13 protein-coding genes are annotated in these 15,795 nt (G+C 63.3%); 8 read left to right on the top strand and 5 right to left on the bottom strand.

The genetic code is table 11. The annotated features are described in order from the left end of the window. The first annotated feature begins 19 nt into the window (after positions 1-19). Both ACFFP0_RS01965 and ACFFP0_RS01960 read left to right on the top strand, forming a co-directional pair. Entirely contained in the window at positions 20-385 is a 366-nt protein-coding gene (locus ACFFP0_RS01965) for a copper resistance CopC family protein (protein WP_377255337.1), read from the top strand. A gap of 41 nt (positions 386-426) precedes the next feature. After that, a complete protein-coding gene (locus tag ACFFP0_RS01960; protein WP_377255334.1) occupies positions 427-2,298 on the top strand; it encodes a CopD family protein in 1,872 nt (623 codons plus the stop codon). A gap of 201 nt (positions 2,299-2,499) precedes the next feature. On the opposite strand, the gene ACFFP0_RS01955 is transcribed toward ACFFP0_RS01960, so the two are convergent. Genes ACFFP0_RS01955 through ACFFP0_RS01935 form a run of 5 tightly spaced genes read right to left on the bottom strand, consistent with a single transcriptional unit; the run spans position 2,500 to position 7,596 of the window. Next, positions 2,500-3,567 carry an LLM class flavin-dependent oxidoreductase gene (locus ACFFP0_RS01955; protein WP_377255331.1) on the bottom strand — a complete coding sequence of 356 codons (1,068 nt, stop codon included), beginning with the start codon at positions 3,565-3,567 and terminating at the stop codon, positions 2,500-2,502. Positions 3,568-3,576: 9 nt separating this feature from the next. Beyond that, positions 3,577-4,848 (bottom strand): LLM class flavin-dependent oxidoreductase, encoded by a 1,272-nt coding sequence (locus tag ACFFP0_RS01950; protein ID WP_377255329.1) that lies wholly within the window; start codon positions 4,846-4,848, stop codon positions 3,577-3,579. 23 nt (positions 4,849-4,871) lie between these two features. Further along, positions 4,872-5,861, bottom strand: coding sequence for an LLM class flavin-dependent oxidoreductase (locus ACFFP0_RS01945; protein ID WP_377255327.1), 990 nt, complete (start codon positions 5,859-5,861; stop codon positions 4,872-4,874). 41 nt (positions 5,862-5,902) lie between these two features. After that, positions 5,903-6,925, bottom strand: a complete 1,023-nt coding sequence (locus tag ACFFP0_RS01940; RefSeq protein WP_377255323.1) for an LLM class flavin-dependent oxidoreductase — start codon at positions 6,923-6,925, stop codon at positions 5,903-5,905. Between the two features lie 44 nt (positions 6,926-6,969). Then, complete coding sequence (locus ACFFP0_RS01935) at positions 6,970-7,596, bottom strand: GNAT family N-acetyltransferase (protein WP_377255320.1); 627 nt, start codon at positions 7,594-7,596, stop codon at positions 6,970-6,972. Positions 7,597-7,813: 217 nt separating this feature from the next. Here ACFFP0_RS01935 and ACFFP0_RS01930 point away from each other — a divergent pair, with 217 nt between their 5' ends. From ACFFP0_RS01930 to ACFFP0_RS01905, 6 genes are read left to right on the top strand one after another with little or no spacing between them, the layout of a single operon-like run. After that, entirely contained in the window at positions 7,814-8,815 is a 1,002-nt protein-coding gene (locus ACFFP0_RS01930; RefSeq protein WP_377255317.1) for an MsnO8 family LLM class oxidoreductase, read from the top strand. A 27-nt stretch (positions 8,816-8,842) separates the two neighbouring features. Next, the gene (locus tag ACFFP0_RS01925; protein ID WP_377255313.1) at positions 8,843-10,480 is read left to right on the top strand and encodes an ABC transporter substrate-binding protein; all 1,638 of its coding nucleotides are present in this window, start codon (positions 8,843-8,845) and stop codon (positions 10,478-10,480) included. Between the two features lie 39 nt (positions 10,481-10,519). Then, positions 10,520-12,142 carry an ABC transporter substrate-binding protein gene (locus ACFFP0_RS01920; RefSeq protein WP_377255310.1) on the top strand — a complete coding sequence of 541 codons (1,623 nt, stop codon included), beginning with the start codon at positions 10,520-10,522 and terminating at the stop codon, positions 12,140-12,142. 54 nt (positions 12,143-12,196) lie between these two features. Further along, positions 12,197-13,213, top strand: coding sequence for an ABC transporter permease (locus ACFFP0_RS01915; protein ID WP_377255308.1), 1,017 nt, complete (start codon positions 12,197-12,199; stop codon positions 13,211-13,213). After that, positions 13,210-14,082: an ABC transporter permease gene (locus ACFFP0_RS01910; protein WP_377255304.1), complete on the top strand. Its 873-nt coding sequence runs from the start codon at positions 13,210-13,212 to the stop codon at positions 14,080-14,082. The genes ACFFP0_RS01915 and ACFFP0_RS01910 overlap by 4 nt, the downstream gene beginning before the upstream one ends. Next, entirely contained in the window at positions 14,079-15,743 is a 1,665-nt protein-coding gene (locus tag ACFFP0_RS01905; RefSeq protein WP_377255301.1) for a dipeptide ABC transporter ATP-binding protein, read from the top strand. Before ACFFP0_RS01910 ends, ACFFP0_RS01905 begins: the two co-directional genes overlap by 4 nt. Positions 15,744-15,795 lie beyond the last annotated feature (52 nt).

Here is a 15,795-nt window from a genome sequence, read left to right as displayed (position 1 = left end):
CGTCACGGAAAGCCAGAGAATGAAAACCCTTCGTATTCTGATCGCTGGAGCTGTTTCCTCGCTCCTTTTCGTTTCGACTGCATGGCCGCATGCGCATCTCGACAGGGCAAGCCCGGCGGAACGGGCGGAGGAGACCACGTCTCCCGCCGCCGTGACGCTGACCTTCACCCAGGAAATCGAGCTGACGCTCAGCAGCATCAAGGTGACGAACGGAAAGGGCGAGCCGATCCCGACGGGTGCGCCGGAGAATGTCGGCGGAAACAGGAAGAGCCTCCGGGTCGGTCTACCGAGGCTGGCGCCCGGCGTCTACAAGGTCGATTGGGCGGTCACTTCCGTAGATACTCACCGCGTCGATGGCAGCTACACCTTTGCGATCAAGCCCTGACGGTTGCAGATGCAGTTTCCGGCATGAGGCGCTGACGGATTGTGACATTGATCGAGCTGGCGCTGCTGATCGCGCATTTCCTGCATCTCGCGGCGCTGGTTCAGGCCGTTGGCGCCCTGGTTTTTCTCGTGCTGATCGTGCCCCGGCCGCTGTCGCTGGATTCGAGCGGCGAGGAAGACAGGCTGCGCGTCACGCTTGGCGGGATCGGCCGGCTGGCAAACACAAGCCTCTTCCTTTCGGTCGCCGGCGCGCTCTTCTGGTTTCTGCTTCAGGCAATGGCGATGACCGGCAACGGACCGGTTGGCTGGGGCTCCTTCTGTCTCGTCCTGTCGCAAACCCGGTTTGGGGAAATCTTCAGCCTGCGCTTCGCGTTGCTCCTGTTCGGAGCGATCGTGTCGGTGGCAGTGCTGCGATCGGCGCGGCGGGCAGTGCCGTGGCCGGCGCTGGCTTTCCTTGGTCCGGCTCTTCTGCTTCAGCCCTGGCTCGGGCATGGGGCTGCGGCCGAGAACCTGTTTCTCCCGCTTGCGACAGCCTTCCATGTTATCGCAGCGAGCGTCTGGCTTGGCGCGCTCCTGCCGCTGTGGCTCACGCTGCGGGCAGCGCCTCTGGCGGGCGCATTGGCGACAGCGCGCTTTTCCCGCGTCGGCATCGTCTGCGTTGCGACGATTGCGGCGACCGCCGTCGCGCAATTGCCGTTGATCGGTGATCTGCCTCGCCTGATCGGCACGCCCTATGGCTTCGTTGCCGGCGTCAAGATCCTGCTGTTTGCGGTGCTGCTCGCCTTTGCCGCCGTCAATCGCTTCGTCCTGATGCCGCGCGCTCTGGCCGGCGGAGAGAGGGGTACCCAGATGCTCAAGGCAAGCATTTTGGGGGAAGCGGTGGCCGGGCTCATATTGCTTGGCGCGGCGGCAGGGCTTGCGAGCCTGCCGCCCGGCGCGCATGAGCAGCCTGTCTGGCCTTTTACGATCCGTCCGGTGCCGGACCTGTGGAGCGATGTCTTCCTGCGTGACAGGATCATGCGGACGCTGGCGCCGATCCTCCTGGCGTCGGGATTCCTGGTTGCCGCGTTCCTGTCGCGGCGCTGGCGATGGTTGTTTACGGGAGCGGCCATTGTGGCTGCCTTCTGGACGCCGTCCTTTCCGCTCAAACCCTATTTCCGCCCGGCGTTTCCGACCACGTTCCAGCAATGGGAGCGAGTGCGCAGCCCGGTCTCCCTGCAACAGGGGGCCGCATTGTTCGCCGCGGACTGTGCCGGCTGCCACGCATCCGACGCGCGTGGGCGCGGTCCTTTGGCGACGGGCAGACCGGTATGGCCGCCCAATCTCACCGCGCCGCTTTATGGCAGGTCCCGGGACGGCGACCTGTTCTGGCACGTCAAGCATGGCATGGCGACCGGGGATGGTACGCCGACCATGCCGGCCTTCCATGACAGGCTGGACGATGACGAGATATGGATGCTGGTCGATTTCATCAGGGCTCGCGCAAGTGCGGTGAGCCTCGATTTCGACGGGCGCTGGCAGGTGCCGACACGCGCCCCTGCCATTGTGATGACTTGCCGGGAGGACGGTGTGACCGCGGATACCGCTCGCCCCGGCACTATGCTTTATCTGAAGGCGGGTGTTCATGACGGGGGGCCGTCCGACGACCCAATTCAGGATGCTGCTGTCAAGGGGCAAGAAGTCAAGTTGCGGACCTGCACGATCGGCGACGATGGGCAAGGATCGCAGTGGCTTCTGGCGATGGCCGTGTTGGCCGGAACCGAACCTCCGAATCTCGCCAGAGCCGGCGTGTTGATCGACGAGCAAGGTTGGCTGCGGCGTTTGTGGCTCGAACCGGCCGCGCGCGCCGACGTTCTTTTGGAAGCATATTTGGCCGCACGCACACCCATCATTGCCGCCGACCGCCATCACTGATCAGGACAACCGTAACCCACTGATCCATCGACCTTCAGATGGGGCTTGCCTGCCCGGCGCGAAGGCCAATGAACAGCCCGGTCTTATGGTCGACGAGGCACTCATCTCCTATTGGCTCGTCAATGCCTCTACCCGGCACGTCATTTATCGGAATGAAATGTGCACCCGAGCCGCCGCGACCTCGTTGCCGCGCTCTCGTCGTCAACGCAGCAGCGGAAGCAATGTCTTCCCCTGTCTGACGATCTCCGAAAGATACGGCGTGTCCGACAGTATAAACTTGGTGATGCCAAGGTTACGATATTTTTGCAGGGATCGTGCGATGTCCTCCGCCGAGCCGACGAGCCAGGTCGTGCCGGCACCGCCTGCACCGAACTTGCCCGGAGCCGTGTAGAGGTTGTCGTCAAGCACGTCGCCACGGTTTTGCAGATCGAAGAGTCGCCGTTGCCCAACCGCGATCGACTGGCGGTGATCGCTCCACCTGCCACTTGCACCAGCGGCCAGCCTGGCGACCTTGGCCTCCGCGTCCTTCCAAGCCTCTTCGGCAGTATCGCGTACCAGGGTGGTGACGCGAAGGCCGAATTGCAGCGGAGGGAGGTCTCTATCAAGACGAATACTAAGCCTCCTGAGGCGGTCGATCCGTGTCGCGATATCTTCGAACGGCTCGCCCCAGAACAGCTGCACGTCCGCTTCCGTCGCCGCGACACGTTCGGCGGCTTCCGACGCGCCGCCGAAATAAAGCTCCGGATGGCGCCGGTTGCCACGTACCGCCGTGCGCGGTTCGACTGTCGATGCTCTCACGCGAAAATGCTCACCTTCGAAAGTGACCTTCTCTTCAGTCCAAAGCCGGCGGATCAGCCGCATGAATTCTTTCGTGCGGCCATAGCGCTGGGCCTGATCGCCTTCCTCGTCGCCATAGGCGGCCAGATCGTCCAGCCCAGAAACGACGTTGACGCGCACCCGCCCACGGCTGAGGTGGTCCAGCGTTGCCGCAGCCGAAGCGAAATTCGCCGGCCGCCAGTAACCCGGCCTCACGGCGATCAGCGGCTCGAAGCTGGCGGTGCGGGCACAAAGAGCCGTAGCCACAGTGAATGTGTCCGGCCTTCCCCAGCCGGTGCCGATCAGGGCGCCTGTCCAGCCATTATCTTCCAGTGCCCTGGCGTGACTGACCAGCGTTTCAAGGCTGTTGTGATCGGCAACGGCGGCATCCCCGCGATGGCCGGCCTGGATGTCGTTCGGGATATACCAGAGAAATTCGGAGGTTTTGGTCATGCGTCGAACCTAGTGCAGCTGCCGCAGCCCGAGATGTCCCCGCAGCGTATCCTCCTCGTAATTCTTGCGGAAGACGCCTCTTTCCTGAAGGTGGGGGATGACCTTTTCGACAAACTCGTCGAAGCCGGTAGGCGTCAGATGCGGTGCGAAGACGAAACCGTCGGCGGCATCTTCCTGGACATAGCGATTGATCTCGCTTGCGACCGTCTCCGGCGTGCCGACGAAATGCTGGCGGGCTGTCAGCTTGATCACCAGTTGGCGGATGCTGAGCTTGTCGCGTTCGGCGATCTCCCGCCAGGTGCGGGCGGTCTGAAACCGGTCGTCGATCCGGTTGGCACGTCCCTGCGAAAGGGCAACGGAGGCGATGTCTGGATCGATCTCCGGCAGTGGACCGTCCGGGTCGTAGGCCGAGAGATCCCGGTTCCAGACCTGTTCCAGGAACACGATCGCATTCTTTGGACTGACCTGCTGCAGCCTGATCGCCGCAAGCCGTTCGCGAGCGTCCTCTTCGCTGTCGCCGAGCACGAAGGCGGCACCGGGCAGGATCTTCAGGTCGCCGGCATCCCTTCCGTATTTCGAAAGCCTCGATTTGACGTCGCGATAGAAGGCCTGCCCTTCCTCCAATGTCCCATGGCGCGAATAGATGAGGTCGGCATGGCTTGCGGCAAGTTCGCGGCCGGTATCGGAATCGCCCGCCTGGGCGATTACCGGCGCCCCTTGTGGTGAGCGTTTGAGGTTCGTCCGTCCGGCGATGTCGAAATGCTTCGAGCGATAGGCGAAATCGCCGCCTTCCCAGATCGCCCGCGCCGCATCGATAAATTCGCGTGCCCGCTCATAACGCTCCGCGAAGGGCAGGTGGTCGCCACGTCGGAAGTTCGCGCCGGTAAAGGCGCCGGGCGAGGTGACGACGTTCCAGCCAGCGCGGCCTTCCGACAGCGTATCGAATGTGGCGAGCTGGCGCGCCAGCGCATAGGGTTCGTTGAAGGTGGTCGTCAGCGTGCCGATCAGCCCCACCTTGCTGGTGATGCCCGACAGCGCCGTCAGGATGGCGAGCGTATTCGGGCGGCCGACCACGTCGAGCTCGTGGAAACGCCCTTTCTGCTCACGTACTCGCAGCCCTTCCGCCAGGAAGATGAAGTCCAGTTTCCCCCGCTCGACCGTTTCGGCGAAATGCCGGAACGAGGAGAAGGCGATCTGGCTGCCGGCCTTGGGGTCGCTCCAGACGGTGAAATTGTTGACGCCGGGGAACTGGGCTCCAATGATGACTTGTTTTTTCGACATGCTGTGAAATCCGATTGTAGAGATCAGGCCGCGGCGGCGACGTGGCGGTTGCGGGCAGCGGGCAGGCCAAGGCGCTGCCGCAGCGTCGTGCCGCTGGTCGCCGCAGCAATGCCTGCATCCCGTAGCGCCGGGATCACTTGGTCGAGCAACGGCCCCAGGTCGCGTTTCGCGTCGGTCACGACAAGACGTATTCCGGCGAACCCCGCCCCATTCAGTTGCCGCGCTCGACCAAGCAGACCGTCGGGTTCGATCGCCGTGGCGATCTCGATGTCGGCAAAGCGCAGCGCCTCCGGAAATCGCGCGGAGATTTCCCGTGAAAGGGCAAGGATCTGATCTGCCTTGCCGCTGAGGAAAATGAGGTCGGAGGATGCTGCCGATGCGGGATCATCCTGCGGCCCGACGGAGGAGGCGACGATCGGCTGTCCCTGCGGCGGCCGCGGTGTGATCGACGGCCCGAGCACACTGAAATTGCCACCCTTGAAGTCGATGTAGCGCAGTTTCGCACCGTCGATGAATCGCTGGCTTTCCTTGTCGCGGATCACCGCATCGTCCTCCCAGCTGTCCCAGAGCTGCCGGACGACATCGATTGCTTCTGCAAGATCCTGGTCGAGCGTCTGTTCGTTGATATCGGGAAAGCCGTTGAGCGATCCCGTAGCCAACCGGGCCTCCGTGGCACGCTCTCCCTTCAACGACTGCAGGAGAAGGCCGGCGCGGCCTTCCGTCACATAGTCCAGCGTGGCGATGGCCGTGGAAACGTGGAAAGGCTCCAGGAAATTCAGCGGTGCGCCGGCGATCACGCCGACGGTGCGGGTGCGGGAACCGAGCCAGTTGGCCAGCAGGATGGCGTCAGGCCCGTCTCCCTTCGCTCGCGCATAACCATCCTCGAGCGTGATCAGGTCGGCGCTTCGGTCCAGCCGGTCCAGCAGCGGGGGAGAGGCGTCGGCCACCTTGAAGACCCCGTAGTCGCCGGCCGTCAGGCCGATGCCGAGAAGAAGACCTGTCTTGGACGTCATGTTGTACTCCGTGGATAGGATTGTCGGTGATATGGCTGTCGTCAGCCGGCGCTGCGCAGCAGCGGTTCCGCCTTTCCCGCTTTCGGAAGCAGCCGGCTGAAATCCTCGATGATCTGGCTGTAATCCTCGGCCTGGAACTCGTAGGGCAGTTCCAGGCGGAACTCCGATACGAGTGGCAGCACGGGATCGCGCGACAGGTGCTCCAGGATCTCATCGCCGCTGCCGAGGATGTCCGGCAGGAAGAGCGTGCGGCGCGGTCCATGGGCGGACTTGGTCCGCTCGGTGCGCGAGGCGACGAATTCGGTGTAACGGCGCCGGGTCGCGGGGCTTGCGCTGTCGGTCGGCAGGATGACACGGCCAAGCGCCGCGCGTGGTTGCCGGGCATGCACCCATTCCTGCCGGAACCGGGCGATCAGGGCTGCCTGCGCGGTCAGGAAATCGTCCGTGCCTTCGCCGCTGACGATATTGCCCGAGAGGAGATTGAAACCGGCCTGGCCGGCCCAGCGGGCGGAGTTCTGCGAGCCGCCGCCGTACCAGAGCCGGTCGGTCAGGCCCTTTGAGACAGGTCGCAGCCGCGGCACCTGAGCGCCTGCCGCATTGCCGGATTCCAGGCTGTCGGAAAGCGGCGGCGATTGCAGCGCGCGGGCAAGTTTCTCCGCCCGGCGGTGGCTGTAGTCGGCATCGGGAGCGCTATCGACATAGTCATCGATCAGATGCGCGAAAGGCGGCGGGCCGACCGAGACACCGACATGCAGGCGTCCACGCGACAGGATGTCGACCGTTGCCAGGTCTTCCGCCAGCCGGAAGGGGTTTTCGTAACCGAGCTGGATCACAGCGGTGCCAAGCCCGATTGTCTTTGTACGCTGCGAGGCAGCGGCAAGAAAGGTCGCGGCGGAAGATATGCCACGCTCCAGATGTCGCTGGCGGACAAAGGCGCTCGAATACCCGAGCCGTTCGCCATGTTCGATCAGTTGTAGCGTTTCTTCCAGGCCCTTGAACGGGTCTTCGTCGTCGTAATTGCCGGGAACGAGAAAGGAGAAATTGGTGACGTGGGAGAGGGGCATGGAAACTCGCAATTCGATGCAGTGAGAGACGCGTGGTCGAATGATCAGGCAGCAGAGGCAGTGTGTCCGTGGAAGCGGTCGAGAATGCGTGCTTCCTGCTCCGCCTTCAGCGCCCTGACCCTGGCCGTCGCATCGTCGAACGAAGCCGCCGGCGGGTAGATCGGCCGGCTGCCTGTCTCGCCGGCCTTGGCGCCGATATGTTTTTCGAAGGGCAGGGACCGGTAGAGCAACGGATCGGCGGCCGGATCAAAGAGCGGCCGGTATCCGAGCTTCAGGTAGAGCGCCACGGCCTCCGGCTGGCGGAAGCCGGTCGAAAGGTAAGAGCGGGTGTAACCCAGCTCCGCGGCGCTTTCTTCCAGCGCAAGGACGATGCGCCGGGCAAGCCCTTGCCTGCGCAACGAAGGGTCCGTCCATATCCGCTTCAGTTCCGCCGTCTCGTCATCATGGCTCATGAAGGCGCCGCCAGCGATCGTGCGCCCGTCGCGCTGGAGGAGCAGGAAATCGCCGAGCGGTGGCGCATAAAGCCCTTCCGGGTAGCGGTAGATCTCACCGTGCGCGCCACCTGGCCGGCTGTCGGTGCCGTAACGTCCGTCATATTCAAGGATCAGCCCGTCGATCAGGGGCTCCGTGTCGGGATGCAGAAGTGACGATCGAATGATGGCGTCCGCCATGGCCGGTCTCCAGTAGAGCGCCGCGAGCGACCCGGATTCCAGACTTTGTTCAGCCGATCCGATGTGTCCTCACTGCGCCCGTAAGCATGGCGTAACGAGCGATTGGTTGGCTCGGCATGATCTTTTATTGTGCAACTGAATAAAGAAACATCGTTGCTCGATTCATTATATATAAAAACAATAGATTTCTCTCGCTACGCATTCGCAGGGAGATCTCATGGGTTACGCGCTGAGTTTTCTGGACAAGAGTCCGATCGACGGAGATGAGCCCGCTTCGCATGCACTGCAACGGACCCTTGCTCTCGCCCGCAAGGCGGAGGTGCTTGGCTTCCGGCGCTTCTGGGTTGCCGAACACCATAATTCGCCGGGCCTTGCCAGCTCCTCGCCGGAAGTCCTGATCGGCTTTCTGCTCGCCCATACCAAGAGCATCCATATCGGCTCCGGTGGGGTGATGCTGCAGCATTACAGCGCCTACAAAGTGGCGGAGAACTTCAATCTCCTGTCGGCGCTTGCGCCGGGGCGGGTCGATCTCGGAGTCGGCAAGGCGCCCGGCGGGCTGCCGCTTTCGACGCGTGCCCTGCAGGGTGCCTATGATCCCGCCCGCAAGCCGAGCTTCGATGCGCAGCTGGCGGAGCTCGACGGTTTCCTGAAGCATGGCGGAACAGAGGAGATCGGTGCCGACAGGCTTCTCGCTTATCCGGTGCCCGATGTTACCCCGAATCGCTTCCTGCTGGGTGCCAGCACCGAAAGCGCCCGGCTTGCCGCCGGCCTCGGCTGGGGCTTCGTGTATGCCGGGCATATCCATGGTGACGACACAGCCATTTCCAGCGCGTTTTCTGCCTATCGCGACGCCGGCGGGACTTATGCGCTGCTGGCGGTTGCTGTCGTGGTTGCCGATACCGACCAGGCTGCCGAAAGCCTGAAGGCCAACGACCGGCGGTTCCGCGTCGAAGTCGAAAACGGGCAGGGCGTCAATGTCGGCAGCCAGGAACAGGCCGCTGAATATGCACGCCAGGCTGGGGCTACCAACTACCGGATCGAGGAGCGTTCGCCGCTCGTCATCAGGGGCGGGCCGGCGCGCGTACGCACCGAGCTGCAACGGCTGCACCAGCGTTTCGGCATCGACGAGTTCGTCATCGATTGCCCTGTCGCCGATGCCGCCCATCGCCTGAAGGCCATCGAACATCTCGCCCCGCAGGGAAAGGCGATCGCCGCTTAAGCGCGATCCGTTTTGAGGAAACCAGACATGATCAAGAGACGTACCTTTCTGACGGGAACCGGCATGGCAGCCATCCTCGCGGCTGCGGGAACGAAACCCGGCGACGTACTTGCAGCGGATCAGCCGAGGAGCGGTGGATCGCTGACCTGGGGCGTGGAGACCGAACCGAACACGCTGAACCCGCATCTGAACGGCCAGGCCAAGGCGAAGCTGATCATCCGCAATGCCTACGAGTCGCTTCTGGCGCGCAGCCCCGATGGCGATTATGTGCCGTGGCTCGCCAAGAGCTATTCGGTATCGCCTGATGGTACCGAATATACCTTCATTCTGCGCGACGACGTGACCTTCACGGATGGCGAGAAATTCAACGCGGCGGCGGTGGCGCTCAACTTCACCAAGCTGAAGGAGCCGACCTATTCGGGAAGCATCAGCGCCGGTTATGTCTCGCATGTGAAGGAGGCGGTCGCCGCCGCCGAGTACACGCTGGTCCTCAAGCTGAACAGGGTCTACTCGCCTTTCCTGGATGGAGCCGCCGGCATCGAGATCCTGTCGCCGAAGGCATTCGCGTCGTCGCAACTCAAGGCCGGAGGGCCGGAGATCGCCGGGACCGGTCCCTTCATCCTCGACCGTTACGTCAAGGGCCAGGAAATCCGCTTCGTCAAGAACCCGAAATACAACTGGCCGCCCGCCAACGCGAGACACCAGGGGCCGGCCTACCTGGATGAAGTCGTCTATCGCTTCCTGCCCGAATCCGCTGTCCGCACCGGCGCGCTGACCTCCGGCCAGGTGCATGTGATCGAAGGCATATCGGGCAACGATGCGGGCTTGTTCAAGGATAATCCGGATTTCACCTACCAGACGGCGATCAATACCGGCACGCCCTACACGCTGTTCCTCAATATCACCAACGGCCCGACGGCCGACGTCAGGGTGCGCAAGGCGGTGCTGGCCGCAATCGATGTTGAAGGCGTCCTGCAGGCGGTCTACCGGGGAGAACGCAAGCGTGCCTGGGGCATCCTGACGCCCGCCGATACCGATTTCTACGACAAAAGCATCGAGGCCAGCTACGGTTTCGATCCCAAGGTGGCCAATCAGTTGCTGGACGAGGCGGGTTGGACGGCGAGGGACGCCGACGGTTTCCGCACCAAGGACGGCAAGCGCCTGACGATCGAGGTCGTGCAGTCGCAGGTGACGGTCCGGGACCAGCGCGACATCGTGCTGCAGGCGGCTCAGGCCCAGGCCCGCCAGAACGCCGGCATCGATCTCGCCCTGCAATATGTCGATGCCGGAACCTATGCCATCCGCCAGAAGGATGGCCAGTACGGTATCATTCCGAACTCCACGACCACCCAGGAAAACGCCGTCACGATCTACTTCCACTACTTGCCGCGCAGCAAAGGCGGATCGATCAACTACAGCCGCACCGAGGCGCCGGAAGTGTCTGCCTGGCTGGACGAAGCGGCCTCGACGCTCGATGCCGGCAAGCGCTTCGACATCTACGCCAGGCTGCAGCGTTATGCGCTGATCGAACAGGCGCTGGGCCTGCCGCTCTACGTGCCCGACGACCAGATCGCCGCATCCATCCAGGTGAAGGGCGCCGGCTTCCGCCCGTTCAAGCGCTTGCCGGAAAACGCCTACGACATCTGGCTTCAGCAGGAGGCCTGATCCCTATCGTCCGAACCCTACCAACAATGGAGAATGTAAATGCTGAACCGCAGACAGGTGATTGCTCTGGGCATGGGGATTCTCGCCGCATCGGCCCTTCCGGATCTTTCGCGGGCAGACGACGGCAAGCCGGTAAGCGGTGGGAAGCTGACCTGGGGTGTCGAGACGGAGCCGGCGACGCTCAATCCGCAGCTCAACGGCCAGGACAAGACCAAGCTTCTGCTGCGCAACGCTTATGAATCGCTTCTGGCCCGAACGTCGGACGGCGGTTACACGCCGTGGCTTGCGGCCGGTTACACGATCTCCGAGGACGGCAAGACCTATACGTTCAAGCTGCGCGACGGCATTACCTTCTCCGATGGCCAAAAATTCGACGCTCAGGCTGTCGTCGCCAATTTCACCCGCCTGAAGGACGCGGCCTATTCGGGCAGTGTCAGCGCCGGTCCCGTTTCGCGGATCGCGGAGTTGAAGGCGGTTGATGCGTCGACCGTCTCGTTCACCCTGAAGGATGTCTATGCGCCGTTCCTCGATTATGTCGCGAGCCTTGAAATCCTGTCGCCGGCCGCCTTTGCCTCGGCGCAACTGAAGTCTGGCGGGCCGGAGATTGCCGGAACCGGCCCCTTCATCCTGAAGCGCTATGTGAAAGGCCAGGAAATCCAGTTCGTCAGGAATGACGCCTACGACTGGGCGCCGAAGACCGCCGCGCATCGGGGCAAGGCCTATCTGGAAGAGGTCGTCTATCGTTTCCTGCCGGAATCCTCGGTTCGCGTCGGGGCGCTGACATCGGGACAGGTGGACGTTATCGAAGGCGTTTCGGGCAACGATGCTGCGCTGTTCAAGGAAAATGCCGATTTCACCTACCAGACGGCGCTCAATACAGGCACGCCCTATTCGCTCTTCCTGAATGTCACATGGGGGCCGACGCAGGACGTGAAGGTGCGCAAGGCATTGGTCGCGGCGATCGACGTCGATGCGGTCCTGAAGGCCGTCTATCGCGGGGAGAGGACACGCGCCTGGGGTATTACTTCGCCCATCGATCCGCAATTTTACGACAGGAGCATCGAGAAGGCCTATGGCGCCGACCCGAAGGTCGCGAATGCGCTTCTGGACGAAGCCGGCTGGACGGCGCGGGACGCGGATGGTTTCCGCGCCAAGGACGGCAAGCGGCTGACGATCGAGGTGATCCAGGCGCAGGCCACGGTGCGAGACCAGCGTGACGTGCTGTTGCAGGCGCTGCAGGCGCAGGCTCGGCAGGTGGCGGGCATCGATCTGGCCATCATCTTCGTCGATGCCGGAACCTACACCGACCGCCGCAAGACCGGCCAGTTTGGCTCGATTGCCAATTCCAACACGCCGACCGACGCGATCGATATCGAATATCATTACCTGCCCCTCGATAAGGGCGGCACGATCAACTACAGCCGGGCGGCCGCACCGGAACTGTCGCAATGGCTGAACGAGGCCGCCGCGACACTCGATGTCAAGAAGCGTTTCGAGCTTTACGCTAGGCTGCAGCGTTTCGCGATCGTCGACCAGGCCTATGCCCTGCCGCTCTACGAGCCGGAGGACCAGATCGCGGCCGCGACCTATGTGAAGGGCATTTCCTTCCGTCCCTTCAAGCAATTGCCGGAAGGCGCCTACGATATCTGGCGCACCGAATAATCCGTCCGAGTGGAGACAATCGCGCGCGGTTTGCCGCGGGAAGGAGTGGATGACATGGCTGCCGACAACACGAGCGTTTTCGAACAGGCGCCTGCCGCTCGCCTCAGCCGCTACCGGCTCTGGCGGCGCGGCGCGCTCACCTCCCAGATCCTGGTGCGGATCGGCTCCGGCCTGTTGGTGCTGTGGGCCGCAGTGACGCTGAGCTTCATCGCCGTCCAGCTCGCACCAGGCGATATCGTCAGCCTGTTGATCGGGGAGCAGCTCCGGACGCCTGAGGTGGAAGCGGCAATCCGTGCCGAATGGGGTCTCGATCAACCGCTGATCACCCAATACCTCACCTATCTGGAGCGGGTGCTGCACGGCGATTTCGGCCGCTCCTACATCCTGCAGACGGACATATCCGGCCTTGTCGCCACGCAGATGCTGCCGACGCTGAAACTCACGGCCGCAGCCCTTGTCGTCGCCATCCTGTTTGCGGTGGCGAGCGCGATCCTCACTGCGGGCAGGCGGTTGCCGCGCGCCATCGCCAGCGGGTTGGAGTTGACGCTGATTTCCACCCCTTCCTTCTGGCTGGGCATTCTGTTGCTCTTCGTCTTTTCCTTCACGCTGAAGTTGTTTCCGGTTTCCGGCGATCGGAACCTGTCCGCGCTCGTCCTGCCTGCCTTTGCACTTGGCCTGCCGCTCGGCGCGGTTCTGGGCCAGGTTCTGCGCGAAGGGTTGGAGCGTGCACTTGAAGAGCCGTTCGCCCTGACCGTGCGCAGCTGGGGTGCGAGCAGCTTCGTACTGAAGCTGCGTCATGGCCTCAGGCATGCGGCTCTGCCGGCCGTGACGCTTGCGGGATGGCTGGTCGGAAACCTGCTTTCCGGTGCGGTGATCACCGAGGCCGTCTTTGGGCGGCCGGGGCTCGGGCGCATCACTGTCGATGCCGTGCTTTCCCACGACCTGCCGGTCGTGCTGGCGGTCGCCATCCTCTCGTCGCTGATCTACGTGGCAATGAGCACGCTGGTCGACGTTCTCTACCTCATCCTCGATCCGCGACTGCGCAACGACAGCCAGGGGAGGGCGGCATGACCCTTCTTGGCGCGATCGACCAAAGCGAGAGGAAGGGCTCCCGCGAGGGCATCCGACCCTTCAAGCTCAGTCCCGGCACCTTTTTGTCTGCACTTTTCCTTGCACTGGTGGCGATTGCGACGATCTGGCCGCAGGCGCTGACCACGGCCGATCCCATCGTCGCCGATCCTCTGCGGGCGCAATTGCCGCCTTCGCTGACACATCTGCTCGGCACCGATCATCTGGGGCGGGACGTGCTGTCGCGGGTGATCTATGGTGCGCGGTATTCGATCCTGATCGGGGTCAGCGCAGTCGCCATCTCCGCGATCGTCGGCTCGTTTCTCGGCCTGTTCTGCGGGCTGGCACGCGGCATCATCGACGAAGTCATCTCGCGTTTCCTCGACGTGATCTCGTCATTTCCGGATCTGCTTCTCGCCCTGGTGCTGATCTCATTCACCGGACCCGGCACCGTCAATCTCGTCTTTGCCCTCGGCGTCGCGTCCATCCCCCGCTTCGCCCGGGTGGTCCGGGCGCAGACATTCGTCATCGCCAAAAGCGGTTATGTGGAACAGGCGAAGACCTTCGGCTTGAGCCGGAGCCTACTGGTCGTCCGGCACATCCTCCCGCATGCGATCGCGCAGGTGCCGATCCTCGCAACGATCGGGCTCGGCTCAACGATCATCCAGGCGGCGGGCTTGAGCTTTCTCGGCATGGGACCGCAGCCGCCGGCGCCGGAATGGGGCGCGATGCTTGCGGAGGCGCGCAATTACCTGCGCGTTGCCTGGTGGATCGGCGTCTGGCCCGGCCTTGCCATCACACTCACCGTCATCGCCATCACATTCCTCGGCAAGCGCTGGCAGCTCGCCTTCGAGGGCAGGAGGTCGGCATGAGTCCGCTGATCGATATCTGCAACCTGTCGATCGCCTTCGCGCGCGACGGCGAAGAGAATGTCGTCGTGCGCGGCATCGATCTTGCAATCCGCGAAGGTGAGGCCGTCGCTCTGGTCGGGGAATCCGGCTCCGGGAAATCGGTGACCGCGCGGTCACTGATCGGGCTCGCCGGTGCGGGGGCAAAGGTCAGGGCCGACCGGTTCGATATCGCGGGTGAAAGCGTGCTGGGCCATCGCGAGAAAGACTGGCGGCGGCTGCGCGGCGAAAGGATCGGTTTCGTTCTTCAGGACGCGCTTGTCTCGCTCGATCCGCTGCGGCGGATCGAGCAGCAGCTTTCCGACGCTTTCGGAAGGCGGAGATTGTTTGCCCGTAAGAGCGCAGGCAGCGAAAGTCAGCACCTGTTGAAATCGGTCGGCATTCCAGATCCGGAGCGTCGTCTGCGGCAATATCCGCATCAGCTGTCCGGTGGCCTGCGCCAGCGTGCGCTGATCGCCACCGCGATCGCGCGGGGCCCGTCGCTGCTGATCGCCGACGAGCCCACGACGGCGCTCGACGCCACCGTTCAGAAGCAGATCCTCGACCTGCTTGCCGAGCGTCGCAAGGCCGGACACACGTTACTGCTCATAAGCCACGACCTTGCCGTGGTGTCCCGGTTGGCCGACCGGGTTCTGGTGATGAATGACGGCCGGATCGTCGAAGAGGGGCCGACCGATAAGCTTTTGCGGCAGCCCGAACATCCCTATACGCGGCAGCTTCTGGACGCCGTGCCATCGGTCGCCTCCAAGGGGTTCCGCCTCTCTGCACCTGCCGAGCCCGTTCGCCCCGAAACATCGCCTGTCATCGAAGCCGATATCTCCTTGCGTCATCGAATTCCGCTGCCGCAAAAGCGGATCGACCACGATACCCATGTTCTGGCGGCCCACAATCTGGTCAAGCGTTATGGCGGCAACGGCGGTTCGACCGTCGTCAACGATGTCTCCTTCTCGCTCGCCGCCGGTGAGGCGCTCGGCATTGTCGGCGAGTCCGGATCGGGCAAGACCACGGTGGCCAAGATCGTGCTTGGCCTGCTGGAGCCGGACGAGGGAACAGTGCTGATCGACGGGCGGCAGTGGAGCAACGTGCCGGAAACAGCACGGCGCCCGCAGCGTGCCAGCATGCAACTGATCGCCCAGGATGCTTTCAGCTCCTTCGATCCCCGCTACACGATCGAAAAGATCGTGGGTGAAAGCCTCGATTCCGTCGGCGTCTACGGGGCCGAGCGCAGGGAGCGCGTGCTCGATGTTCTCGATGCAGTAAGGCTCGGACCTGCTTTTCTGAAACGCTTCCCGCGCGAACTTTCCGGTGGGCAGAGGCAGCGAGTGGCGATTGCAAGGGCGTTTGCTCCGCGGCCGAAGCTCTTGGTGGCGGATGAACCGGTCAGTGCTCTCGACGTCTCGGTTCAGGCGCAGGTCCTCGATCTTCTCGCGGAGTTGCAGGCGGTCTCCGGCACGTCACTGCTGTTCATCTCCCACGATCTCGGAATCGTGCATCACCTGACCGACCGTGTCCTGGTGATGAAGGACGGCCGCGTCGTCGAAACCGGAGAGGTAGGGCAAGTGTTTTCCTCACCTCGTCACACCTACACCCAGGCGCTGCTTGAAGCGGTCCCGGCTTTGGCCTGACGCCGGGACGAGCGGCGTATCGGAAACAATATCGCAATTCATTCCTTCGGAG

The organism is Neorhizobium puerariae, from assembly GCF_042429745.1.
Classification (GTDB): Bacteria; Pseudomonadota; Alphaproteobacteria; order Rhizobiales; family Rhizobiaceae; genus Neorhizobium; species Neorhizobium puerariae.
This window is presented reverse-complemented; position numbering and strand designations above follow the sequence as displayed.